Annotated in this window: 16 protein-coding genes; 6 read left to right on the forward strand and 10 right to left on the reverse strand. The window is 64.3% G+C overall.

What is annotated here, in order from left to right; translation table 11 throughout:
* The 6 genes from NCR38_RS22485 to NCR38_RS22510 all read right to left on the reverse strand — a co-directional run.
* Positions 1-287, reverse strand: a 287-nt coding sequence (locus tag NCR38_RS22485; RefSeq protein ID WP_143756280.1) for an aldehyde dehydrogenase family protein, incomplete at its 3' end; no start/stop codon positions are given.
* A gap of 20 nt (positions 288-307) precedes the next feature.
* Positions 308-1,105: an ABC transporter permease gene (locus tag NCR38_RS22490; protein WP_061116489.1), complete on the reverse strand. Its 798-nt coding sequence runs from the start codon at positions 1,103-1,105 to the stop codon at positions 308-310.
* Entirely contained in the window at positions 1,102-2,013 is a 912-nt protein-coding gene (locus tag NCR38_RS22495) for an ABC transporter permease (protein WP_061116488.1), read from the reverse strand. The genes NCR38_RS22490 and NCR38_RS22495 overlap by 4 nt, the downstream gene beginning before the upstream one ends.
* Positions 2,010-3,344, reverse strand: coding sequence for an FAD-binding oxidoreductase (locus tag NCR38_RS22500; RefSeq protein WP_061116487.1), 1,335 nt, complete (start codon positions 3,342-3,344; stop codon positions 2,010-2,012). The genes NCR38_RS22495 and NCR38_RS22500 overlap by 4 nt, the downstream gene beginning before the upstream one ends.
* A 2-nt stretch (positions 3,345-3,346) precedes the next feature.
* Positions 3,347-4,060 carry an HAD-IA family hydrolase gene (locus NCR38_RS22505; protein ID WP_061116486.1) on the reverse strand — a complete coding sequence of 238 codons (714 nt, stop codon included), beginning with the start codon at positions 4,058-4,060 and terminating at the stop codon, positions 3,347-3,349.
* A 33-nt stretch (positions 4,061-4,093) separates the two neighbouring features.
* On the reverse strand, positions 4,094-5,170 hold the full coding sequence (locus NCR38_RS22510; protein ID WP_061116485.1) for an ABC transporter ATP-binding protein: 1,077 nt from the start codon (positions 5,168-5,170) through the stop codon (positions 4,094-4,096).
* 101 nt (positions 5,171-5,271) lie between these two features.
* On the opposite strand from NCR38_RS22510, the gene NCR38_RS22515 reads away from it, so the two are divergent.
* The 6 genes from NCR38_RS22515 (at position 5,272) to NCR38_RS22540 (ending at position 14,103) form a co-directional block, all read left to right on the forward strand.
* Positions 5,272-6,243: a LysR family transcriptional regulator gene (locus NCR38_RS22515; RefSeq protein ID WP_061116484.1), complete on the forward strand. Its 972-nt coding sequence runs from the start codon at positions 5,272-5,274 to the stop codon at positions 6,241-6,243.
* A gap of 375 nt (positions 6,244-6,618) precedes the next feature.
* Positions 6,619-9,051, forward strand: a complete 2,433-nt coding sequence (locus tag NCR38_RS22520; RefSeq protein WP_061116483.1) for a glucose/quinate/shikimate family membrane-bound PQQ-dependent dehydrogenase — start codon at positions 6,619-6,621, stop codon at positions 9,049-9,051.
* A gap of 153 nt (positions 9,052-9,204) precedes the next feature.
* Complete coding sequence (locus NCR38_RS22525; RefSeq protein ID WP_061116482.1) at positions 9,205-10,224, forward strand: porin; 1,020 nt, start codon at positions 9,205-9,207, stop codon at positions 10,222-10,224.
* Between the two features lie 252 nt (positions 10,225-10,476).
* Positions 10,477-11,772: a sugar efflux transporter gene (locus NCR38_RS22530; protein ID WP_061116481.1), complete on the forward strand. Its 1,296-nt coding sequence runs from the start codon at positions 10,477-10,479 to the stop codon at positions 11,770-11,772.
* Between the two features lie 59 nt (positions 11,773-11,831).
* Positions 11,832-12,758: a LysR substrate-binding domain-containing protein gene (locus tag NCR38_RS22535; RefSeq protein WP_061116480.1), complete on the forward strand. Its 927-nt coding sequence runs from the start codon at positions 11,832-11,834 to the stop codon at positions 12,756-12,758.
* Between the two features lie 85 nt (positions 12,759-12,843).
* Positions 12,844-14,103: an MFS transporter gene (locus tag NCR38_RS22540; protein WP_061116479.1), complete on the forward strand. Its 1,260-nt coding sequence runs from the start codon at positions 12,844-12,846 to the stop codon at positions 14,101-14,103.
* Between the two features lie 94 nt (positions 14,104-14,197).
* Here NCR38_RS22540 and NCR38_RS22545 read toward each other — a convergent pair whose 3' ends face one another.
* The 4 genes from NCR38_RS22545 to NCR38_RS22560 all read right to left on the reverse strand — a co-directional run bounded on the left by NCR38_RS22545 (position 14,198) and on the right by NCR38_RS22560 (position 18,157).
* Positions 14,198-15,430 (reverse strand): MFS transporter, encoded by a 1,233-nt coding sequence (locus tag NCR38_RS22545; RefSeq protein ID WP_061116478.1) that lies wholly within the window; start codon positions 15,428-15,430, stop codon positions 14,198-14,200.
* Positions 15,427-16,629 (reverse strand): YbfB/YjiJ family MFS transporter, encoded by a 1,203-nt coding sequence (locus tag NCR38_RS22550; protein ID WP_250477654.1) that lies wholly within the window; start codon positions 16,627-16,629, stop codon positions 15,427-15,429. Before NCR38_RS22550 ends, NCR38_RS22545 begins: the two co-directional genes overlap by 4 nt.
* 109 nt (positions 16,630-16,738) lie before the next feature.
* A complete protein-coding gene (locus NCR38_RS22555) occupies positions 16,739-17,662 on the reverse strand; it encodes a LysR family transcriptional regulator (protein WP_061116476.1) in 924 nt (307 codons plus the stop codon).
* 78 nt (positions 17,663-17,740) lie between these two features.
* Complete coding sequence (locus tag NCR38_RS22560) at positions 17,741-18,157, reverse strand: organic hydroperoxide resistance protein (protein WP_061116475.1); 417 nt, start codon at positions 18,155-18,157, stop codon at positions 17,741-17,743.
* Between the last annotated feature and the right edge of the window lie 16 nt (positions 18,158-18,173).

Genomic DNA, 18,173 nt, shown 5'->3' on the forward strand with positions numbered 1-18,173 from the left:
GCCGGCGCGCCGATCTCGCGCGAGATGACTTGGGCCATCTCGTCGTAACGCGCGAGATACGCTTCGAGCAGACGCTGGAGCAACGCGACGCGCTCTGCCACGCGCGTCTGCGAGAACGACACGAACGCGCGCCGCGCCGCTGCCACCGCGCGATCCACATCGCGTGCATCGCCGAGCGCGACTTCGCCGATCGCTTCTTCGGTCGATGGATCGATGACGGGCAAACGCATGCTGCCGAAAGGCTCGACCCATTCGCCGTCGATATAGAACTGCTGTAGATGTCGCATGTTTTTCCGTAGCGAAAGAGTCAGGCCCGCGCGGCCGACGATGAACGCCTGCTCACGACGACGATCATCACGAGGCACAAGGTCAGCGCCGTCAGCATCGTGCTGATGGCGGCGATGGTCGGATCGATTTCATCGCGCAACGTCACGAACATGCGGCGCGTAAGCGTCTGATTATTGCCGCCGGAAATGAACAGCGCAACGACGGTTTCATCGAGCGCCTGAATGAACACGAACACCGCGCCGGAAATCACGCTGGCCTTGATCTGCGGCAGCGTCACCGCCATGAATGCGCGAAAGCGGTTCATGCCGAGACTGCGCGCGACCATCTCCTGCGTGCGATCGAACGTGCGCAAATCCGCGCCGACGGAAATCAGCACATAAGGCAAACCGAGCATCGTATCCGCGATGATGAGGCCGCCGAGCGTGTTCACATAACCCATCTGCGTGAATACGAAGAACACGCCCACCGCTACGATGATGATCGGCACCATCAAAGGCAGCATCAACAGCGGTCGCAGATAGCGCAAGGACCAGTGCGATCCGTACTGAATGCCATAAGCCGCCGCGACGCCGACCGGCGTCGCGATGAGCGCCGCGCACGTCGAAGCTGCGAACGTGGTCTTGGCGGCATCGATCCACGCGGGGTTATCGAAGAACGTGTGATACCAGCGCAACGAATATGCCGGCGGGGGAAACGTCAGGAAGCGCGCGTCGGAAAAAGAAAGCGGCACGACGATGATCACCGGAATCATCAGAAACGCGAGTATCAGCATCACCGTTGCGCCCAGGGTCACGCGGCCAAACGATATCGGGTTCATTTCGCCCCCAGCGTCTTTTCGAGCGGAATCACGCGGCTCACGCCGTAGAAGATCGCGAACACGCAGATGAGCAGCACCACGCTCACCGAACTCGCCGCGCCCCAGCTGTTGTAGATCTCGACGTTGCGGCTCACGATCATCGACACCATCATCGACTTGCCGCCACCCATTAGTTCCGGCGTGATGTAGAAGCCGAGGCATAGCACGAACACGAGCGTCACGCCCGCGAGCACGCCGCTCATCGACAGCGGCAGGAACACGCGCCAGAACACATGCAACGGCGATCCGCCGAGACTCGCGCCCGCCTGCGAGAGATTCGGCGGAATCTTCTGCATCGCGGAATAGAGAGGCAGCACCATGAACGGCAGAAGGATATGCACCATTGCGATGATGGTGCCGAACTGGTTATATGAAAGCTGCAACGGCCGGTCGATCAGGCCCGCACCGATCAGCGCCTTGTTGATGAGGCCTGTGCGTTGCAACAGCACGAGCCATGCGTAGGTGCGCACGAGCACGCTGGTCCAGAACGGCAGGATCACCATGCCGAGCACGAGCGCGCTCCATCGCGGCGATATCGATGCCGCGAAGTACGCGACCGGATAGCCAAGCAATAGCGTGATGGCCGTCACGATGACGCTCAGCTTGAACGTCAGCAGAAATGTGTCGAGATACGCGCCCGTGAAGACGCGCCTGTAGTTCGCGAGCGACAACACGCCATCGTGATAGAAGGACTGCCACGACAACCATACGAGCGGCGCCACGAGCAGCACGACGACCACGAGCAGCGCGGGCACCATCAACAGCAGCATCGCGCGATCTTCACGACGCTGATGGCGCATCGAAGGGTCGATCGTCGCGGCTTGCATCACGGCGGTGTCCTGGAGAATCCGTTTGGCTGTCGTCATCATGCACCCACGGCGTCGAGAAACTGATACCACGCGGCGACGAGCCTCACGCCCGGCGCGCGCAGCGCATGGAACGGCACGGGCCGCAAGCCGTCTTGTGCGAGCATCGCCAGCTCCGCTTTGTCGCCGAGCGCCAGCGCCGCCGCGTGCTGGCCGATGAGGCTCGCCATCGCGACGCCCGTGCCGTTGTAGCCCAGACAGAATGTGGTGGCGTCGTCGCTGCGGCCGACATGCGGCAGCGCGTTGAACGTCATGCCGACATAACCCGACCAGCGATATTCCACCGCCACATCCTTCAATTGCGGAAAGAGCGCGACCATTGCGCGTTGCAGCGCGTCGAACCCGGTCGGCTCGCCTTCCTTGCCGAATGCATCGCGTCCGCCGAAGAGCACGCGGCCATCGACTTTACGGAACCACTTCATCATGCGGCGCGTTTCCGTATAGCTGCGACGATGCACCATGAGTTGCGAATCGAGCTCAGGCGACAGCGGCGCCGTTGCGATCATCGCGCTTCTGAACGGCACCAGTTCACGATGATAGGAAGCCGTGGCGTCGGTCAGATTCGAGTACGCGTTCGTGGCGACGATCACCTGCTTCGCGCGCACCGCCCCGCCTGGCGCCCGCAAAAGCACGCGGCCGTCTTGCGCGCGCGCCATGTCGATCACCGGTGTCGCTTCGTAGATCGGCACGCCGCGCGTGGTCAGGCCCGCCGCTATGCCGCGTACGTATTCGAGCGGCAGAATCGTGCCCGCATCCGCGCTCAGCACGCCGCCGACGAAACCCTTCGCGCCCGTCTCATGCTGCACTTGCGCGTGAGACTGCACGGTCATCGAAGCATCGCCGAGCATCGTGCGCACCCAGTCCGCTTCGGCACAGATCGATGAGAGCGCGCGCTCCGTATGCGCGCAGCGCAAGCTGCCCGTGTGCTCGAATTGCACGCGCGTCAGCTTGAATTCGTCGATGAACGCCTCGACCGCACGCACGCCGTCATGTGCGAGCCGATGCATGCGCTTGGCCACATCGATGCCATGCGCGCCCGCGATGGCCGGAAAAGACAGCCGGAACTTCGACGACACCACGCCGCCATTGCGCCCGCTCGCGCCCCAGCCGACCGGATTCGCGTCGAGCACCGCGCATTCGACGCCGCGCTTTTGCAGCGCGTATGCGGCGCTCAGGCCCGAATAACCCGCGCCGATGATCGCCACCTCCACATCGATGTCGCGTGCCAGCGGCGCGCCCGTGCTGACCGGCGCGTCCATCACGGGCACGCGCGCGGCCATCGCCCGCCATAGCGATTCGGGTTGCGGGCGCGATGCCATGGTTGGGGTGCGCATTGTCAGGCGACGGCGCGTACTTCGTCGTCGACGGCATCCGCGAGCGCGGCCAGCGTCGCGAACTTCCAGGTCGGCGTGGTGACTGCCTCGGGCACCGGCGTCGCGCCGAAGCCCTTCATGCCCTGACGCCGCTCGATCCAGCACGTTGCATAGCCCAGCTTCGTCGCGATGCCGATATCGTGATACTGGCTCTGCGCCGTATGAAGAATCTCCTCGAACTTGTAGCCAAACGCCGCCTGACGTCCGCGGTTATAGGCGAAGAATTGCGGATCGGGCTTCGCGACGCCAGTTTCATCGCAGCACACGGTATCGTCGAACGGATTGCCGAGCGTGTGCGTATAAGCCGACAACGCGACGCGATCCGCATTGGTCATCGCCACGAGACGGAAGTGCTTGCGCAGCCGCTTCAATGCAGCGACGGAGTCCTCGAACGCGGGCCATTCGAGGACATCGCGCTGAAATGCTGCGGCGGCTTGCGCATCTTCGGGCAAGCCGAGTTGTTTCGCGAGGTACAGATAGACGTTCGCCATCTCATGGCTCGAACGGCCCGGATGCTTCGCACGGCCGTCCATATACGGCGCGAAGATCTGATCATCGGTCAAGTCCTTTGCCTTCGGGCCGCCCAGCCGGCGCACAGAATCCAGCACGCCCTTTTCGAAGTTGATCAGCGTGCCGACGACATCGAACGTCAGGACCTTGAAATCAGTGAGATTCATTGCTTCATCCTCTACGGGTTGCGGTAAAAAGAATCAGGCCGACACGACGATCGTGTCTTGCGGATCGAGCGCGACGATCATCGAGGCGCCCGGCGCGGGAATGCGCTTGCGCGCCTCGTGGCTGCCGGGTTGCCGAAGACTGATCGCGGTGCCGTCGGCGAGCGCGGCGAACACGCGCAGGCTCTCGCCTTGATAGAGCACTTCCGTCACGCGGCATGAAAGACAGTTCACATTCGCACGACCCTCGTCGCCGTCGATGACGAGCTTTTCCGTCTGCACGGCAAGCAATAGCTTTTCGCCGCGCGGCAAAGGGTGCGCAGTGCGCAGCACGGTGTCGCCGAGACGCACCGCATCGTCGCCGGCGCGCGTGACATCGAGCATCGTCGCTTCGCCGATGAAGCTCGCGACGAACGCATCGCAGGGACGGTCATATAGGCGTTCTGGCGTATCGATCTGCACGAGCCGGCCGTCCTTCAAGACTGCGACGCGATCGCTCATCGTAAGCGCCTCGCGTTGATCGTGCGTCACGTTGACGATGGTCGCGCCGAGCTGCCGATGCAGTCTGCGCAACTCGATCTGCATGGTCTCGCGCAACTGCTTGTCGAGCGCGGAGAGCGGTTCGTCCATCAGAATGAGTTGTGGCTGAAACACGATTGCACGCGCCAGCGCCACGCGCTGTTTCTGTCCACCGGAAAGCTGATGAATGCCGCGGCTTTCATAACCTTTGAGTTCGACCATCGCGAGTGCATCGGCGACGCGCTTCGCCCACGTCGATTTCGGCTCGCGGCGCGCGCGCAATGAGAACGCGACGTTCTCGCCCACGCTCATATGCGGAAAGAGCGCGTAATTCTGAAACACGATGCCGATATCGCGCTTGTGCGGCGGCGCAAATGTAATGTCACGCTCACCGACCCATACGCTGCCCGATGAGGGCTGCACGAAACCGCCGAGGATGCCGAGCAGCGTCGTCTTGCCCGAACCCGACGGCCCGAGCAGCGAGACGAACTCACCCGGCGCGATGTCGAGCGATACGTCGTCCAGCGCTGTCACCGCGCCGTAGCGCTTGGTCGCGGACCTGATCGACACTCCCGTTTTAGCGCGTGCGTCCATGTCGTTCGTCTCGTCGAAAAGAGCAGTGGTTGGGAAAATACTATGTCGCCATGTTTTTGACGGCAATTCCAAAATTGTTGGATCGGGCATAACATGAAGTCATGCCAAACCTTCGCAAGAAACTGCCTAGCGCCAACGCGCTCTTCGTGTTCGAAGCGGCCGCGCGCTGCGGGAATTTCACGCGCGCCGCGCAAGAGCTTTATGTGAGCCAGCCCGCCGTCAGTCGCATGCTCGCGCGCATGGAAGACCATATCGGCGTGCGGCTTTTCGAACGCGTGCGCGGCGGTATCCAACTTACGGAAAGCGGAGAGATTCTGTATCGCAAGATTTCCGAAGGCTTCAGCGGCATCGAAAGCGCGATTCGCGAAATTGAGGCGCGCGCGACGGGCGTCGAAACGGTCACGCTGTCCGTATCCACCGGCTTCACGACGCATTGGCTCATGCCGCGCATGAGCCGCTTGAATCAAGCGTTTCCCTCGGTCGACATGCGGTTTCAATTGATATCGGGGCGCATCGGCGGCCCGCTGGTCGATGTCGATCTGGGCATGCGCTTTCTGCACGATGAAGAGATCGACGAAAACGCCGTGCTCGTGATGCCCGAGACGCTGCTGCCGCTGTGCAATCCGCGTTATCACGAACTCGCGCAGACGGATGCGGCGCGCGCGCATGGCGATACGGTCATCGTCATGGATGACGAGGAGCGCGGCTGGCACGAGCGTTTTCATGCGTTCGCTTCAAAGGAGCGCCATGCGGCCGGCATGCTGCGCTTCAACGATTACGCGATCGTCGTACAGGCAGCCTTGCTCGGGCAAGGGATCGCGCTTGGCTGGCTGAACGTGACATCGCACTGGCTCGCGCAAGGCGCGCTCGTGCCGGCCGAAGAGGAACTGCTCGTCACGAGTCGCCGCTGCTGTCTGCTCACACCGCCGAACCGGCCGGTGCGGCCCATCGTCGCCAGCGTGCGCGAATGGATCATTCAGGACGCGTTAAGCGACATGCGCACTGTCGAGATCAAATACCCGCGATTGGGTTTGCGTGAAGCGCTTCGTCAAACCGGCATCGAGCTCGGCTGAGGGCGTTTTGCCCGCCCGCTCGGTCTACAACGAAAGGCGAGCAATGCGGCGGATCGGGGAAGCCCTTTCTGCGCCCAACCGCATCGCATGGAACCGCATGCGGATCAGGAGTACTCGGTGCGTGATCGCATGAGTTCACAAGTCGCCCCCATTCGTCGGGACGCGTCAGCCCCCTGTCTTTGAGAAGTAAGCTTCAGGTCCAATCCTGCAGGGTTTTAACTAATTGTTTAAAATTCGCACCGGTGATTGGTGGATATGGTCATCGGCATATCGACTGCAGTCGCTGTCGCACCACGGAGCGCTCGCGGTCATTTGCACGTAGCTTTCGGTTCTCGCGTGCCGGCCTCACGCGAACAGTTTCATGGGAGAAGTCAGATGTCTGGAAGTGAAGCCCGGCCCTCAGCGACGCTGAGAGCCGGATGTGCATTGCTGGGGCTAGCGCTGCTGGCAGTGGGCCTGTTTTTCGTCGTCGGTGGCGCGAAGCTCGTGTCATTGCATGGTAGTGCTTATTTCCTGATTGCGGGCGTGGTCATTGCCGTATCCGCCGTGCAGTTCTTTCGGGCAAAGTCGTCCGCTGTCGTCATCTACGGCGCAGCATTCATTGGCACGCTGATCTGGGCGCTAATCGACGTCGGCCTTGATTTTTGGCCGCTCGTATCGAGGCTCATGGTGCCGGCCGGCTTCATGGTGCTGGCACTCCTCACCTGGCCGTCGCTTCGTAAGACCGATACCGCGCCGTCCGCAGCGAAGCCCGCCTTCGCACTCGCGGCTCTTATCGCGCTCGGCATGATCGTGACGTTCGTGCAGATGTTCCAGCCGCATCCGACGGTCGCCTTAGACGGCGTGCCGACGCCGCTCATACCCGTCGCGAAAGAGCAGGCGCAGAAAGACTGGAGCAATTACGGTAACACGCCGGGGGGCAGCCGCTTCGCCGCGATCGATCAGATCACGCGCGACAACGTGAACGACTTGCGGGTCGCATGGACTTTCCATACCGGCGATGTCCCCATCAGCCCGACCGGCAACGGCGCCGAGGATCAGGAAACGCCGCTGCAGATCGGCGATCGCATCTATCTTTGCACGCCGCATAACAACGTGATCGCCGTTGATGCGGACACTGGCAAGCAAATCTGGAAACGTGAGATAAACGCGCAGGCGCAGGTGTGGAACCGCTGCCGCGGTCTCGCTTATTTCGATGCGACCAAGCCGCTCGTTCAGCCTACGTCGGCGGGCGCGACGCCGGTGCCGCCCGTCGCCATCACGGCGGGAGCCAACTGCCAGCGCCGCTTGTTGATGAATACGATCGACGCGCGCCTCGTCGCTATCGATGCCGATAGCGGCGAAATGTGCGAAGGCTTCGGCGATCACGGCTTCGTCGATCTGAAAGCGGGCCTCGGCGAGGCGGCCGATCCGAAGTACCAGCTGACATCCGCGCCGACGCTGGCGGGAACGACAGTCGTGGTCGGGGGACGCGTCGCGGACAATGTGCAAACCGACATGCCGGGCGGCGTGCTGCGCGGCTTCGACGTGATGACGGGCGAGATGCGCTGGGCGTTCGATCCCGGCCACGACGATCCCAACGCGCGCCTGCAGCCGGGTAAGACCTATGCGCGCAGCACGCCGAACTCGTGGGCGCCCATGTCCTACGATCCCGCGATGAACACGGTGTTCATCCCGATGGGCAGCTCGTCTGTGGATTTGTGGGGCGGCAACCGCACACCGCTGGATCATCGCTACGCCACGTCGATCCTCGCTCTCGATGCGGCCACTGGCAAGGAAAAGTGGGTGTACCAGACCGTTCACAACGACCTCTGGGACTTCGACGTGCCGATGCAGCCGAGCCTCATCGACTTTCCCCAAGGCAACGGCCCGGCGAAGCCAGCTGTCGTGTTCGGTACCAAGTCCGGCCAAATCTTCGTGCTCGACCGCATGACCGGCAAGCCGCTCACCAAGGTCGAAGAACGCCCGGTTAAGAAAGGCACGATCCCGAACGAGCAGTATTCGGATACACAGCCGTTCTCCATGGGCATGCCGACGATCGGTGTCGGCCCGCTCAAGGAATCGGACATGTGGGGAGCCACGCCGTTCGATCAGCTGATCTGCCGCATCAGTTTCAAGTCGATGCGTTATGACGGCCTCTTCACGGCGCCGGACACGGATGTATCGCTGAGCTTTCCCGGATCGCTCGGGGGCATGAACTGGGGTAGTGTCTCGACCGATCCGAACCATCACGTCATCTTCGTGAACGACATGCGCCTCGGACTGTGGGTGCAGATGATCGCGCAGAAGACGGACAATGCAGCCGCAAGCAACGGCGGAGAAGCGGTGAACACGGGCATGGGCGCGGTGCCGCTCAAGGGCACGCCCTACGCGGTGAACAAGAACCGCTTCATGTCGCCGCTCGGCATTCCGTGCCAGAAGCCGCCGTTCGGCACGCTGTCTGCCGTCGACCTGAAGACGCGCAAGCTGCTGTGGCAAGTGCCGGTCGGCACCGTGCAGGATACCGGTCCATTCGGCATCAAGATGCGCGCGAAGATGCCCATCGGCATGCCGACGCTCGGCGGCACACTGGCGACGCAGGGCGGCCTTGTGTTTATCGCGGGCACGCAAGACTACTATCTGCGGGCGTTCGACAGCGCGACCGGCAAGGAAGTGTGGAAGGCTCGCCTCCCCGTGGGCAGCCAGGGCGGTCCTATGAGCTATGTCTCGCCGAAGACCGGCAAGCAGTACGTGCTGATTTCGGCGGGCGGCGCACGTCAGTCGCCTGATCGCGGCGACTATGTCATCGCGTATGCGCTGAGTCGATGATGCGTTTCTGACGAAGAACGGCGGCGGCGCCCGACGCGCGTGCCGCCGTGCGCTCCCCACAATTGAGCAGTATCGGCGGCTCCCGCCGAAGGTTCCATGAGTTCGATCATTCCTTCGAGTCGCCTCGTTGCGAGGCGCTCTCGTTCGCACGCCATGACGCGGCGTGCAGTTTCAGTCGGCATTGCCGTTTTATCCGGCGTGTGCGTATCAGCGGGTCACGCGCAAAGCTCGGTCACGTTATATGGCGTCATCGATACGAGCATCGAGGTGACGAATCCCGGCTCATCGTGGACGCCGCGGATGGATTCGGGCGCGTATCGCGGCTCGCGCTTTGGCGTGCGTGGCTCCGAAGCACTAGGTTCGGGCACGCGTCTGCTGTTTGACCTCGAAGGTGGCTTCAACTCCGCCGACGGCAGCATGTCCACCCCCGGCACGCTCTTCAATCGCCAGGCGTGGATGGGTGTCGGCGCGCCGTGGGGCGAAGTGCGCGTGGGCCGCCAGTATTCGCCGATTTACATTCCGTTCAAGGGACAACTCGATGGCTTCGGCGCGGGAACCATCGCATCGGGCCTCAACAATCTGTCGAAAATAACGCCCTACACCAACAACGGCATTACGTATCTGTCGCCGGATATGCACGGCTTGACGGCGACGGTGATGATCGCGTTGCGCGACAGTGGCAGCGGTAACGGCCTGTCCGGCGACTTCGAAACCTTCGCGTACCGTCAAGGCCCGTTGCGCATCTCCTACGCGCATCAGCAGACGCACGGCGGCACGGCGACGTTGCGCTCCAACCTCGGCGGCGTGTCGTACCGGCTCGGTCACGTGACGGCGTTCGTGTCCTTCTTCAACGACGATGGCGGTTCGCCCCGATATCACAACGACGGCTTGTCCACATCCGTGCGCTATGCGTTTAGCCCGCGTTTGCGCGCTTCCGCAGGGTACGCGTTCGCGCGCGACCGTTCGGGCGGCGGCAACGACGCGGACCAGTTCAGCCTCGCGTGCGAATACGACGTGTCGCCGAAGCTGCTGCTGTACGCGAGCGGCGCGATGCTACGCAACCGCGGCAATGCAACCTTCACGCTGAGAGGCGTCAACGTCACCGGCCTCACGCCTGCCTATCCTGGCGCGCCCGTTCGTGGCGTGCAGATCGGCATGATCGACCGCTTCTAGGCAAGCGCAGCCGTCAGTTGCTGGCCGTGCCGCAAAGAGCCTTACCTCATAATCTACGCTCGGGCACTACAGCTCGCGCCGAAGCGCAATACCGACCGGGCCATCACGATCGACCGTTTGCCACACAAATCATCGGATCGCAATGGCAAACTGCCGCAAAACCGCGGGCGTCGCTACCGCGCGGAACGCCGCTTGCGCCCGCAGCACGACCCGCACTTTCGCGCCCGAGGCCTACAAGCCGACCCACGTCCGATGAACACACGCCTCTTCAGCCTCACACGCATCCCGTTCTTCCTCCCACTCGCCGGCGCAACGCTGATGCTCGGCGTCGCGATGTCGTTCACCGCGCCGTATCTGTCGCTGTTCAGCGTCGAGCAGGCGGACATGAGTCCTCTGCGGCTCGGCGTATTCATGACGCTCATCGCCGCGAGCGGCGTCGTCGCCAGCGCTTTCGCCGGAAAATGGTCCGACAGGCACGGCCACCATCGCGGATTGCTGCTGGCGGCGCTCATCGCATCGTCGCTCGGCTTTTTGCTGCTGTGTCTCGTGCGCAATTACGCCGCGCTGGTCGCGATCGGCGTCGTGTTTCTCGGCGCGGGCGGCTCGGCCATGTCGCTCGTGTTCTCCTTTGCGCGGGCCGCACTGCCCGTCGATGACGCCGCCGAGCGATCCTTCGCGCTCGCCACGCTGAGGACCGTCCTCTCGATGGCCTGGGTATTCGGCCCCTCCGTCGGCGCGCTCGTGCTGGCCGCGGCCGGTTTCTACGGACTGTTTCTGTTTGCGGCAGCCTGCTTCATCGCGTGCGGCGCAATCGTCTGGCGCATGCACGATTCGCCCAAGGGCGACGCGCACAGCGCGCCCGCGCACTATGCAGGCGATCCGTCATCGCTGCTCGAAGTGACCGCGCCCGACACCGATGAATTCGTGCCGCCGCACGCCGGTGTGTCGCACTCGCGCGCGGAAATCTGGCGCGCCACGATCGCGATGACGCTCGTCGGACTCGCCGCGAGCGCGACCATGATCGTCTTGCCGCTTTACGTCGTGCACGGCATGCACGGCACGCGCATCGACGTGTCGGTGATGCTCGGGCTCGGCGCATTCCTCGAAATTCCGACGATGCTCGCGCTCGGCGCACGCGGCTCGCGACTCGACAAGCAGCGATGGCTCGCGTCGTCCGCGGCGGTGCACATGATCTATTTCGTTGCGGTCGCGGCATCGCAAAGCGTTCAGTTCCTGATTCCGATGCAGGCCTTCAATGCGTTCGTCGTGTCGGTGATTTCATGTCTCGGCATGACCTACATGCAGGACCTCATGCCGCGAACCCCGGGTGCGGCGACGGCACTGTTTTTCAACGCATCGCGCGTCGGCTCGATTCTTTCCGGCGTGTTGTCGGGCGCGCTCGTGGCGGCGCTCGGTTATCGCGGCACGTTTCTCGTCTGCGGTGGCATCGCGCTCGTCGCGGCGGTGCTGTTCGCCAACCCGCCGTTCAGGCTCATCGCGCGGCGCCTGGTTGCCTGGTGGCAGGCGCGGCGTCAGCCGGCTCGCTGACATCGCCTGCATCGGCAATGGCAATATAGACGCACACGTCGTCCATCCAACACGCCAACATGCCCCAGCGCCTCCCGCCGCTCAATGCACTGCGTCTTTTCGAAGCCGCCGCACGCCATCGCAGTTTCAAGGTCGCCGCCGCCGAACTCAACGTGACGCCGGGGGCGGTGAGTCACGGCATCGGCGCTTTAGAAGACATGCTCGGCGTCGAGCTTTTCGTGCGCGAGCCGCGCGGGCTGTCGCTGAGCGCGGCGGGCGAGCATTATCTGCCTTACGTCGCCGAAGCGTTCTCGCTCATCGCCATCGGCACGCAAACGCTGCCCGACAAGCGCAAGCGCCGCTCCATCGCCGTCACGTGCGCGCCCACGCTCGCCGCGCGCTGGCTCGTCCCGCGCCTCGCGGATTTCCGCGCGCACTGGCCCAACGTCGACGTGACCGTCGACACCTCGCGCCGTCAGGCGGGCTTTCCCGTCGATGGCTTCGATTTCGGCCTGCGCCTCTCCCGCGGTCCGGTCGACGGCGCGTCGTGGCAACGTCTGTTCGGCGAGCGGCTCGTGCCCGTGTGCAGTCCGGCCTATCGCGCAACGCTGACGGGCGCGGACGGCATGCCCGATCTCGCGCGCGCCGCGCTCATCCACGTCGATACGGCGAGTCAGGACTGGCAGGCATGGATCGACGCGGCGGGCATCGACGGCCTCGATCTCCACGGCGGACTGCGCTTCGATACCGTCCAGCTCGCGTTCGATGCCGCCGCGGCCGGGCTCGGCGTCGTCATCGGCAGACGTCCGCTCGTTGATCGCGAACTGGCGGCGGGCACGCTCGTCGAGGCGTCCGCGACGAGCGTCGAAACGCAGACCGCCTACTGGCTCTGCGAGTCGCCGCAAGCGAGCGCCCGCGCGGACCTCGTCGCGTTTCGCAACTGGCTGATCGCGCAGGCGGCGGAGTTCATCGAAAACAACGGCGACGAAGCGAACCGTCACGGTTGAACTGCGTTCATCCGTTCGCGAAAACTTTTCGTTTGTCAGCACGGACGTTCGCCTGCGAGGATGCGCGCAAGGAGGAAAACGCGCCATGTCATCCCTGTCGAGCACTACGAACACCAACCGCGCAACGACGTGGGCGCTCATCGGCGCTGCCGCGCTGATCCTGAGCGCCGCGATGGGCGTGCGTCAGACTTTCGGGCTATTCATCGGGCCGTTTTCTTTCGATCGCGGGCTGCCCGTCACGCTGGTCGCCTTCGCCATTGCGCTGCACAATCTCGTCTGGGGCTTCGCGCAGCCGTTCGCCGGCGCCGCGGCCGACCGATACGGTGCCGCGCCCGTGGTCGCGACGGGCGCGGCCACGTTTGCCGCGGGACTCGCGCTCGCGGCCGGCGCGACTTCCGGATGGATGCTCGTGCTCGGGCTTGGACTGCTCGTCGGCATCGGCATCAGTTGCACGAGCTTCGGCGTCGTGCTCGCGACGGTCGGACGCGTCGCGTCGCCACACACGCGCAGTGTCGCGATGGGTCTCGCCAGCGCGGGCGGCTCGCTCGGGCAAGTGCTGATGGTGCCGTTCGCGCAGACAGTGCGCGTGCATGCGGGCGTGCCGGCGTCGCTCTATGCCCTCGCCTTCGTGCTGCTGCTCGCCGCGCCTCTCGGCATCGTGCTCGATCGCGCGAGCCGTCGGAGCAAGGCATCGGTGTACGCATCGGCATCGAACGAAACACACGCGATGCCGCTGCGCGAGACGCTCGCGTATGCGTCGCGTCATCGCGGCTACCGGCTGCTCACGCTCGGCTTCTTCACATGCGGTTTTCAGCTCGCGTTCATCGCCACGCATCTGCCGGGCTATCTGATGCTCTGCCACATGCCGGTCGGGCTCGGCGCGACGGCGCTCGCGCTGATCGGCTTCTTCAACATGATCGGCAGTTGGGGATGCGGGTGGCTCGGCGGACGCTGGCGTCAGCATCACGTGCTCGCGTGGCTCTATCTGATTCGCGGCGGCACGATCGCCCTCTTCGTCCTGCTGCCGACGACGAGCGTGTCCGTCGTCGTCTTCGCCGCCGTCATGGGGCTGACGTGGCTCGGCACGGTGCCGCTCACGAATGGGCTCATCGCGAAAGTATTCGGCACGCGGCATCTGGGCACGCTGTTCGGCGTCGTGTTTCTCAGCCACCAGCTCGGCTCTTTTCTCGGCGCGTGGCTCGGCGGCTATGTGTTCGACACGACCGGTTCGTATTCGCTGATCTGGGGTGCGACCGCCGTTGCGGGTCTCGTCGCGGCGCTGCTGCACTTTCCTATCGATGATCGGCCTGTCGACGAAGCATCGATCGCGGGCGTGCGGGCTTGATTGGAGCGTGTCAGAAAATGTCGCCAACCCGCTTCGCATACCCCGACAAAAGAGCCCAACATGCTCCGAATGAAACCTGACCACGCGCGATACCTCAGCGCCGCCGCGCCCAGTACGCCAGCCCCGCACATGCAATCAGCAAGCTGCCAGTGGCGAAGAACACTGAGTGCAGCCCGAACCACACGCCGATCTGCCCGCCGATCAGCGGCCCCACCACCTGCCCGCTGAACTGCGCCGACTGCAGATAACCGAGCATCTGCCCGCTGCTGTTTTCACTGACGGCGCTGCGCGCGAGCTTCGCGATGGAAGGCAACAGGCCGGCAAGCGTCATGCCCATCAGCATGCGCAGTCCGGCGAGCTGCCACCACTGATGCACGAACGCCTGCGGAATCATCGCGATGCCGGTCAGCACGAGGCATCCGACGATCACATTCCAGCTTCCGATGCGATCCGCCAGCGCGCCGAGCCGCGCCGCCGTCAACATGCTGCCGAGCGCCGAGCAGGCCATGACGATGCCCGCGATGCGCGCCACGTGATCCGCACTCACGCCGAGACTGCCGATATAAACGGTGATGACCGGTTCGATCGACATGTTCGCGACCAGCACCATCATCGCGGTCGCGAGCAGCGCGGCGACCACGACATGGTTCGTGCGTGGCGCATGCGTCGAAGCCGCGTGCGACGCGCGCTTCTTCGCATCGTCGGGATGAAAGTCCTCTCTCACGAGAAAGATCGTGGCGAGCGCAGCCACCGTAATCATTCCCGCGCCCGCAAAAAACGTCCCGCGAATGCCGATCAATCCCGGCAGCATTCCGCCGATGAGCGGCCCGGCGAGATTGCCCGCGAGCGCGCCCGTCGACAATATGCCGAGCGCCCAGCCGGCCCGCTCGCGCGGCGCCTGCGTGCCGATCATCACGGTCGAGGCCGAGGCATAACCGCCGATCAACCCCGCGAGCAGACGCAACACGACCAGTTGATGCACCGAATGCGCCACGCCGATCAACGACATCACGACGGCCATGCCCACTGCCGCGCGCACGAGCATCGGCTTGCGGCCGTAGCGATCGGCGAGGCGTCCCCAAAGCGGCGCGGTGACGGCGGTGCCGAGAAACGTCGCGCTGAACGCGACGCCCGACCATTCGATCACCGCCGCCTGCGATTCCACGCCGAGCTGCCGGACATACAGCGGCAAGAACGGCAGCAGCATGCTGAGGCTCACGAGCGTCGTGAACGAACCGAACACGCAGACGGCGAGATTGCGCCGCCAGTACTGTTCGTTGCGTTCGGCGTAACCGGGCGGCACCGATGCGGAAATAACCTGGCTCATTTCGACCTCAACGCGGCAATGAGATCGATGGCGAGCGCAATCGCAAGCGCCCCCGCCCCGATCCCGAACAACAACCGATAATTGCCGCCGCTATTCGAAAACAGAAACGAGAGACCGTAAGCCGCGAGCGCCTGCAACACGGCGAATCCCGTGGTCGCGGTGCGCCACGCGCCCTTTTGCGCCGCCGGATGATGCCCGAGCAGTTCGTTCACGCGGCCGAGCACGAGCGGCACGATGCCCGGCGTGAACGCACCGACCAGCACGCTCGACACCATCAGCACACCCGAACTCGACGAAACCGCGGGCAGCGCGACGGCCACGAGCTGAAGCAGATACGCCACGCGCAATGCAGGCCCGAAGCCGGCGCGGTCGGCGAGATGGCCCGCGAGGAGCGGTCCGGCCATCGCGCCGAGCCCATACAGCACCCAGAACTCCGCGCCCGCGTCGACACCTTTGCCGAGACCACGCGCGACGAAATCGACGAGAAAAATCATATGCGGCACGAGACCGACCGCATTGAGCGCGTACTCGACGAACAGCGCGCGCAACGCGGGCGGCGACGGCGCCTTCGCATGGCGGTGTTCGTTCGCGTGCGCGGAGGCAGGCGCATCCTGCGACGGCCATCCGTTCCACGCGACGATCGTCAGCAGCGACGCCACCACCGCGAGCCCGAGCCAGGTCTGCGTGAGCCCTTGCCGAAGCAGCAGCGGCACGATCGTCCCCGACGCCGCGATGCCGAGCCCGATGCCGGTGAAGATCGCACCGCTCGCGAACCCGCGGCGCGACGGCGCGACATGCGCAATGATCGTCGGCGCGGCGAGCAACATCAACGCGCCGCCGGAAATGCCCGACAAGAACCGCCACGTGAAGAACCAGAGAAACGAAACAGGAAACGCGCACGCGATGAAGGCGACGGTCGCGAGCACCATCATCGCGCGCAGGACGGTCGCGGCGCGCGCGTGCCGCGCGAGCCAGCCCGCCGCGAGCGCGCCCGCGAGATAGCCGCCGAGATTGGCTGCGCCGAGATACGCCGCCGTCGACGCCGGAAACCAGTGCGCGCCGATGATCGCCGGCAGAAGCGGCGTGTAGGCAAAACGCGCAAGCCCGATGCCGATCAGACTTGCGCTGGCGCCGGCGAGCATGCCGCGCCAAAGATGGAACGGCTCGGGTTCCGGTCGATTCAAGACTGCGTATCGCATAGCCCCTCCACTACGGCTTCGAGCGCGGCCTACGCGCGCTTCGATGAAGGCCAGTCTATATTCGATCGAATGTGGAGAGAATCGACGCCCGCAGGAAGACAATCTTCCGTTATGCGGTTGAATCGATCTGCAATTGCTTGAAGTGACGCCGCAACCGCGGCGTCGCGAAATCGACGAACGCGCGCACCTTCGGCACCGACAGCCGTCCGTGCGGCGTCAGAAGATGCACCGGCAACGGCGCATGTTCGCTATCCGGCAGCACGATGCGCAGCGTTTCGTCCCTCACTTCTTTCGCGACGTGATAGGAAAAAAGCCGCGTGAGGCCGTGTCCTTCGACGGCGGAGGCCACCGCCGCGCGCACCGTGTTCACGATGAAACGCGGCGTGAACTGCACGACTTGCGGGATCGTCGAGCCGCCCGAAGTCGGAAAGCTCCACGAATCTAGGCCGAAGTGCGTCATCGAGATGATCCGATGTTGCGCGAGATCGGCAGGCTGTGCGATGCGCGGATGCTTCGCGAGATAGCGCGGCGACGCGGCCACGACGCGCCGCACCTCCCCCACGGGAATCGCGATCAGTGTCGAGTCCGACAGATGCGCGATGCGCAGCGCCACATCGATGCCTTCGTCGATCAGGCTCACGGGCCGGTCGAGCATTTGCAGGCGCACGGACACGGCGGGAAAGCGCGCGATGAAATCGTCGAGCATCGGGCGCAGCAGGTCTTCGCCGGCGGCGACGGGCGCGGTGATCGTCAGAAGCCCGCGCGGCGCGGAACGTTCGTGCGCGATCAGCAAATCGGCTTCTTCGAGATCGACGAGGATGCGGCGGCACGCGGCGGCATAACGTTCGCCGGCTTCGGATAGCTTGATCGTGCGCGTCGTGCGATGCAGCAAGGCCGTGCCGGTGTGTTCTTCGAGAAAGGCGATCGCGCGGCTCACGGCGGCGGGCGAGCGGCCGAGCCGCCGCCCCGCGCCCGCCAGACTGCCCTCGTCCAGCGTGGCGATGAAGACTTTCATCGCGTCGATTCGGTCCATGTCGGCTCGTTGCTTCGATTGATCGATGAAGCGCCAAGTCTACCGGACCGAATCGCCGATGCGCGCCGATGAAATGCGTCAGACCACCGTGATCGTCACGTCGATGTTGCTCTTCAGCGCCTTCGAATAAGGGCAGGTCTGATGGGCCAGGTTCGCGATTTCCTCGGCCACCGCGCGCTCGATGCCCGGCAGGCTCACGTTCAGGCGCGCGCGCAGCAGATACGCTTCGCCCGCCAGGCCGAGGTCCACTTCCGCATCGACTGCGGTGTCGGCGGGCAGCCGAGTCTTCAGCTTCGCGGCGGCCTTGCCCATCGCGCCGATGAAACACGCGGACCAGCCCGCCGCGAGCATCTGCTCGGGATTGGTGCCCGCGCCCGCCGATCCGGGCGGCGAGAGTTTCACGTCGAGACGGCCATCGGTGCTCTTCGCATGGCCTTCGCGGCCTCCGACGACGCGGGTTTTGCCGGTGTACAGGACGGTGTCGATCTGGGTCATGATGCGTTCCTCGTGT

Source organism: Caballeronia sp. INML1, from assembly GCF_023631085.1.
GTDB classification, from domain to species: Bacteria; Pseudomonadota; Gammaproteobacteria; order Burkholderiales; family Burkholderiaceae; genus Caballeronia; species Caballeronia turbans.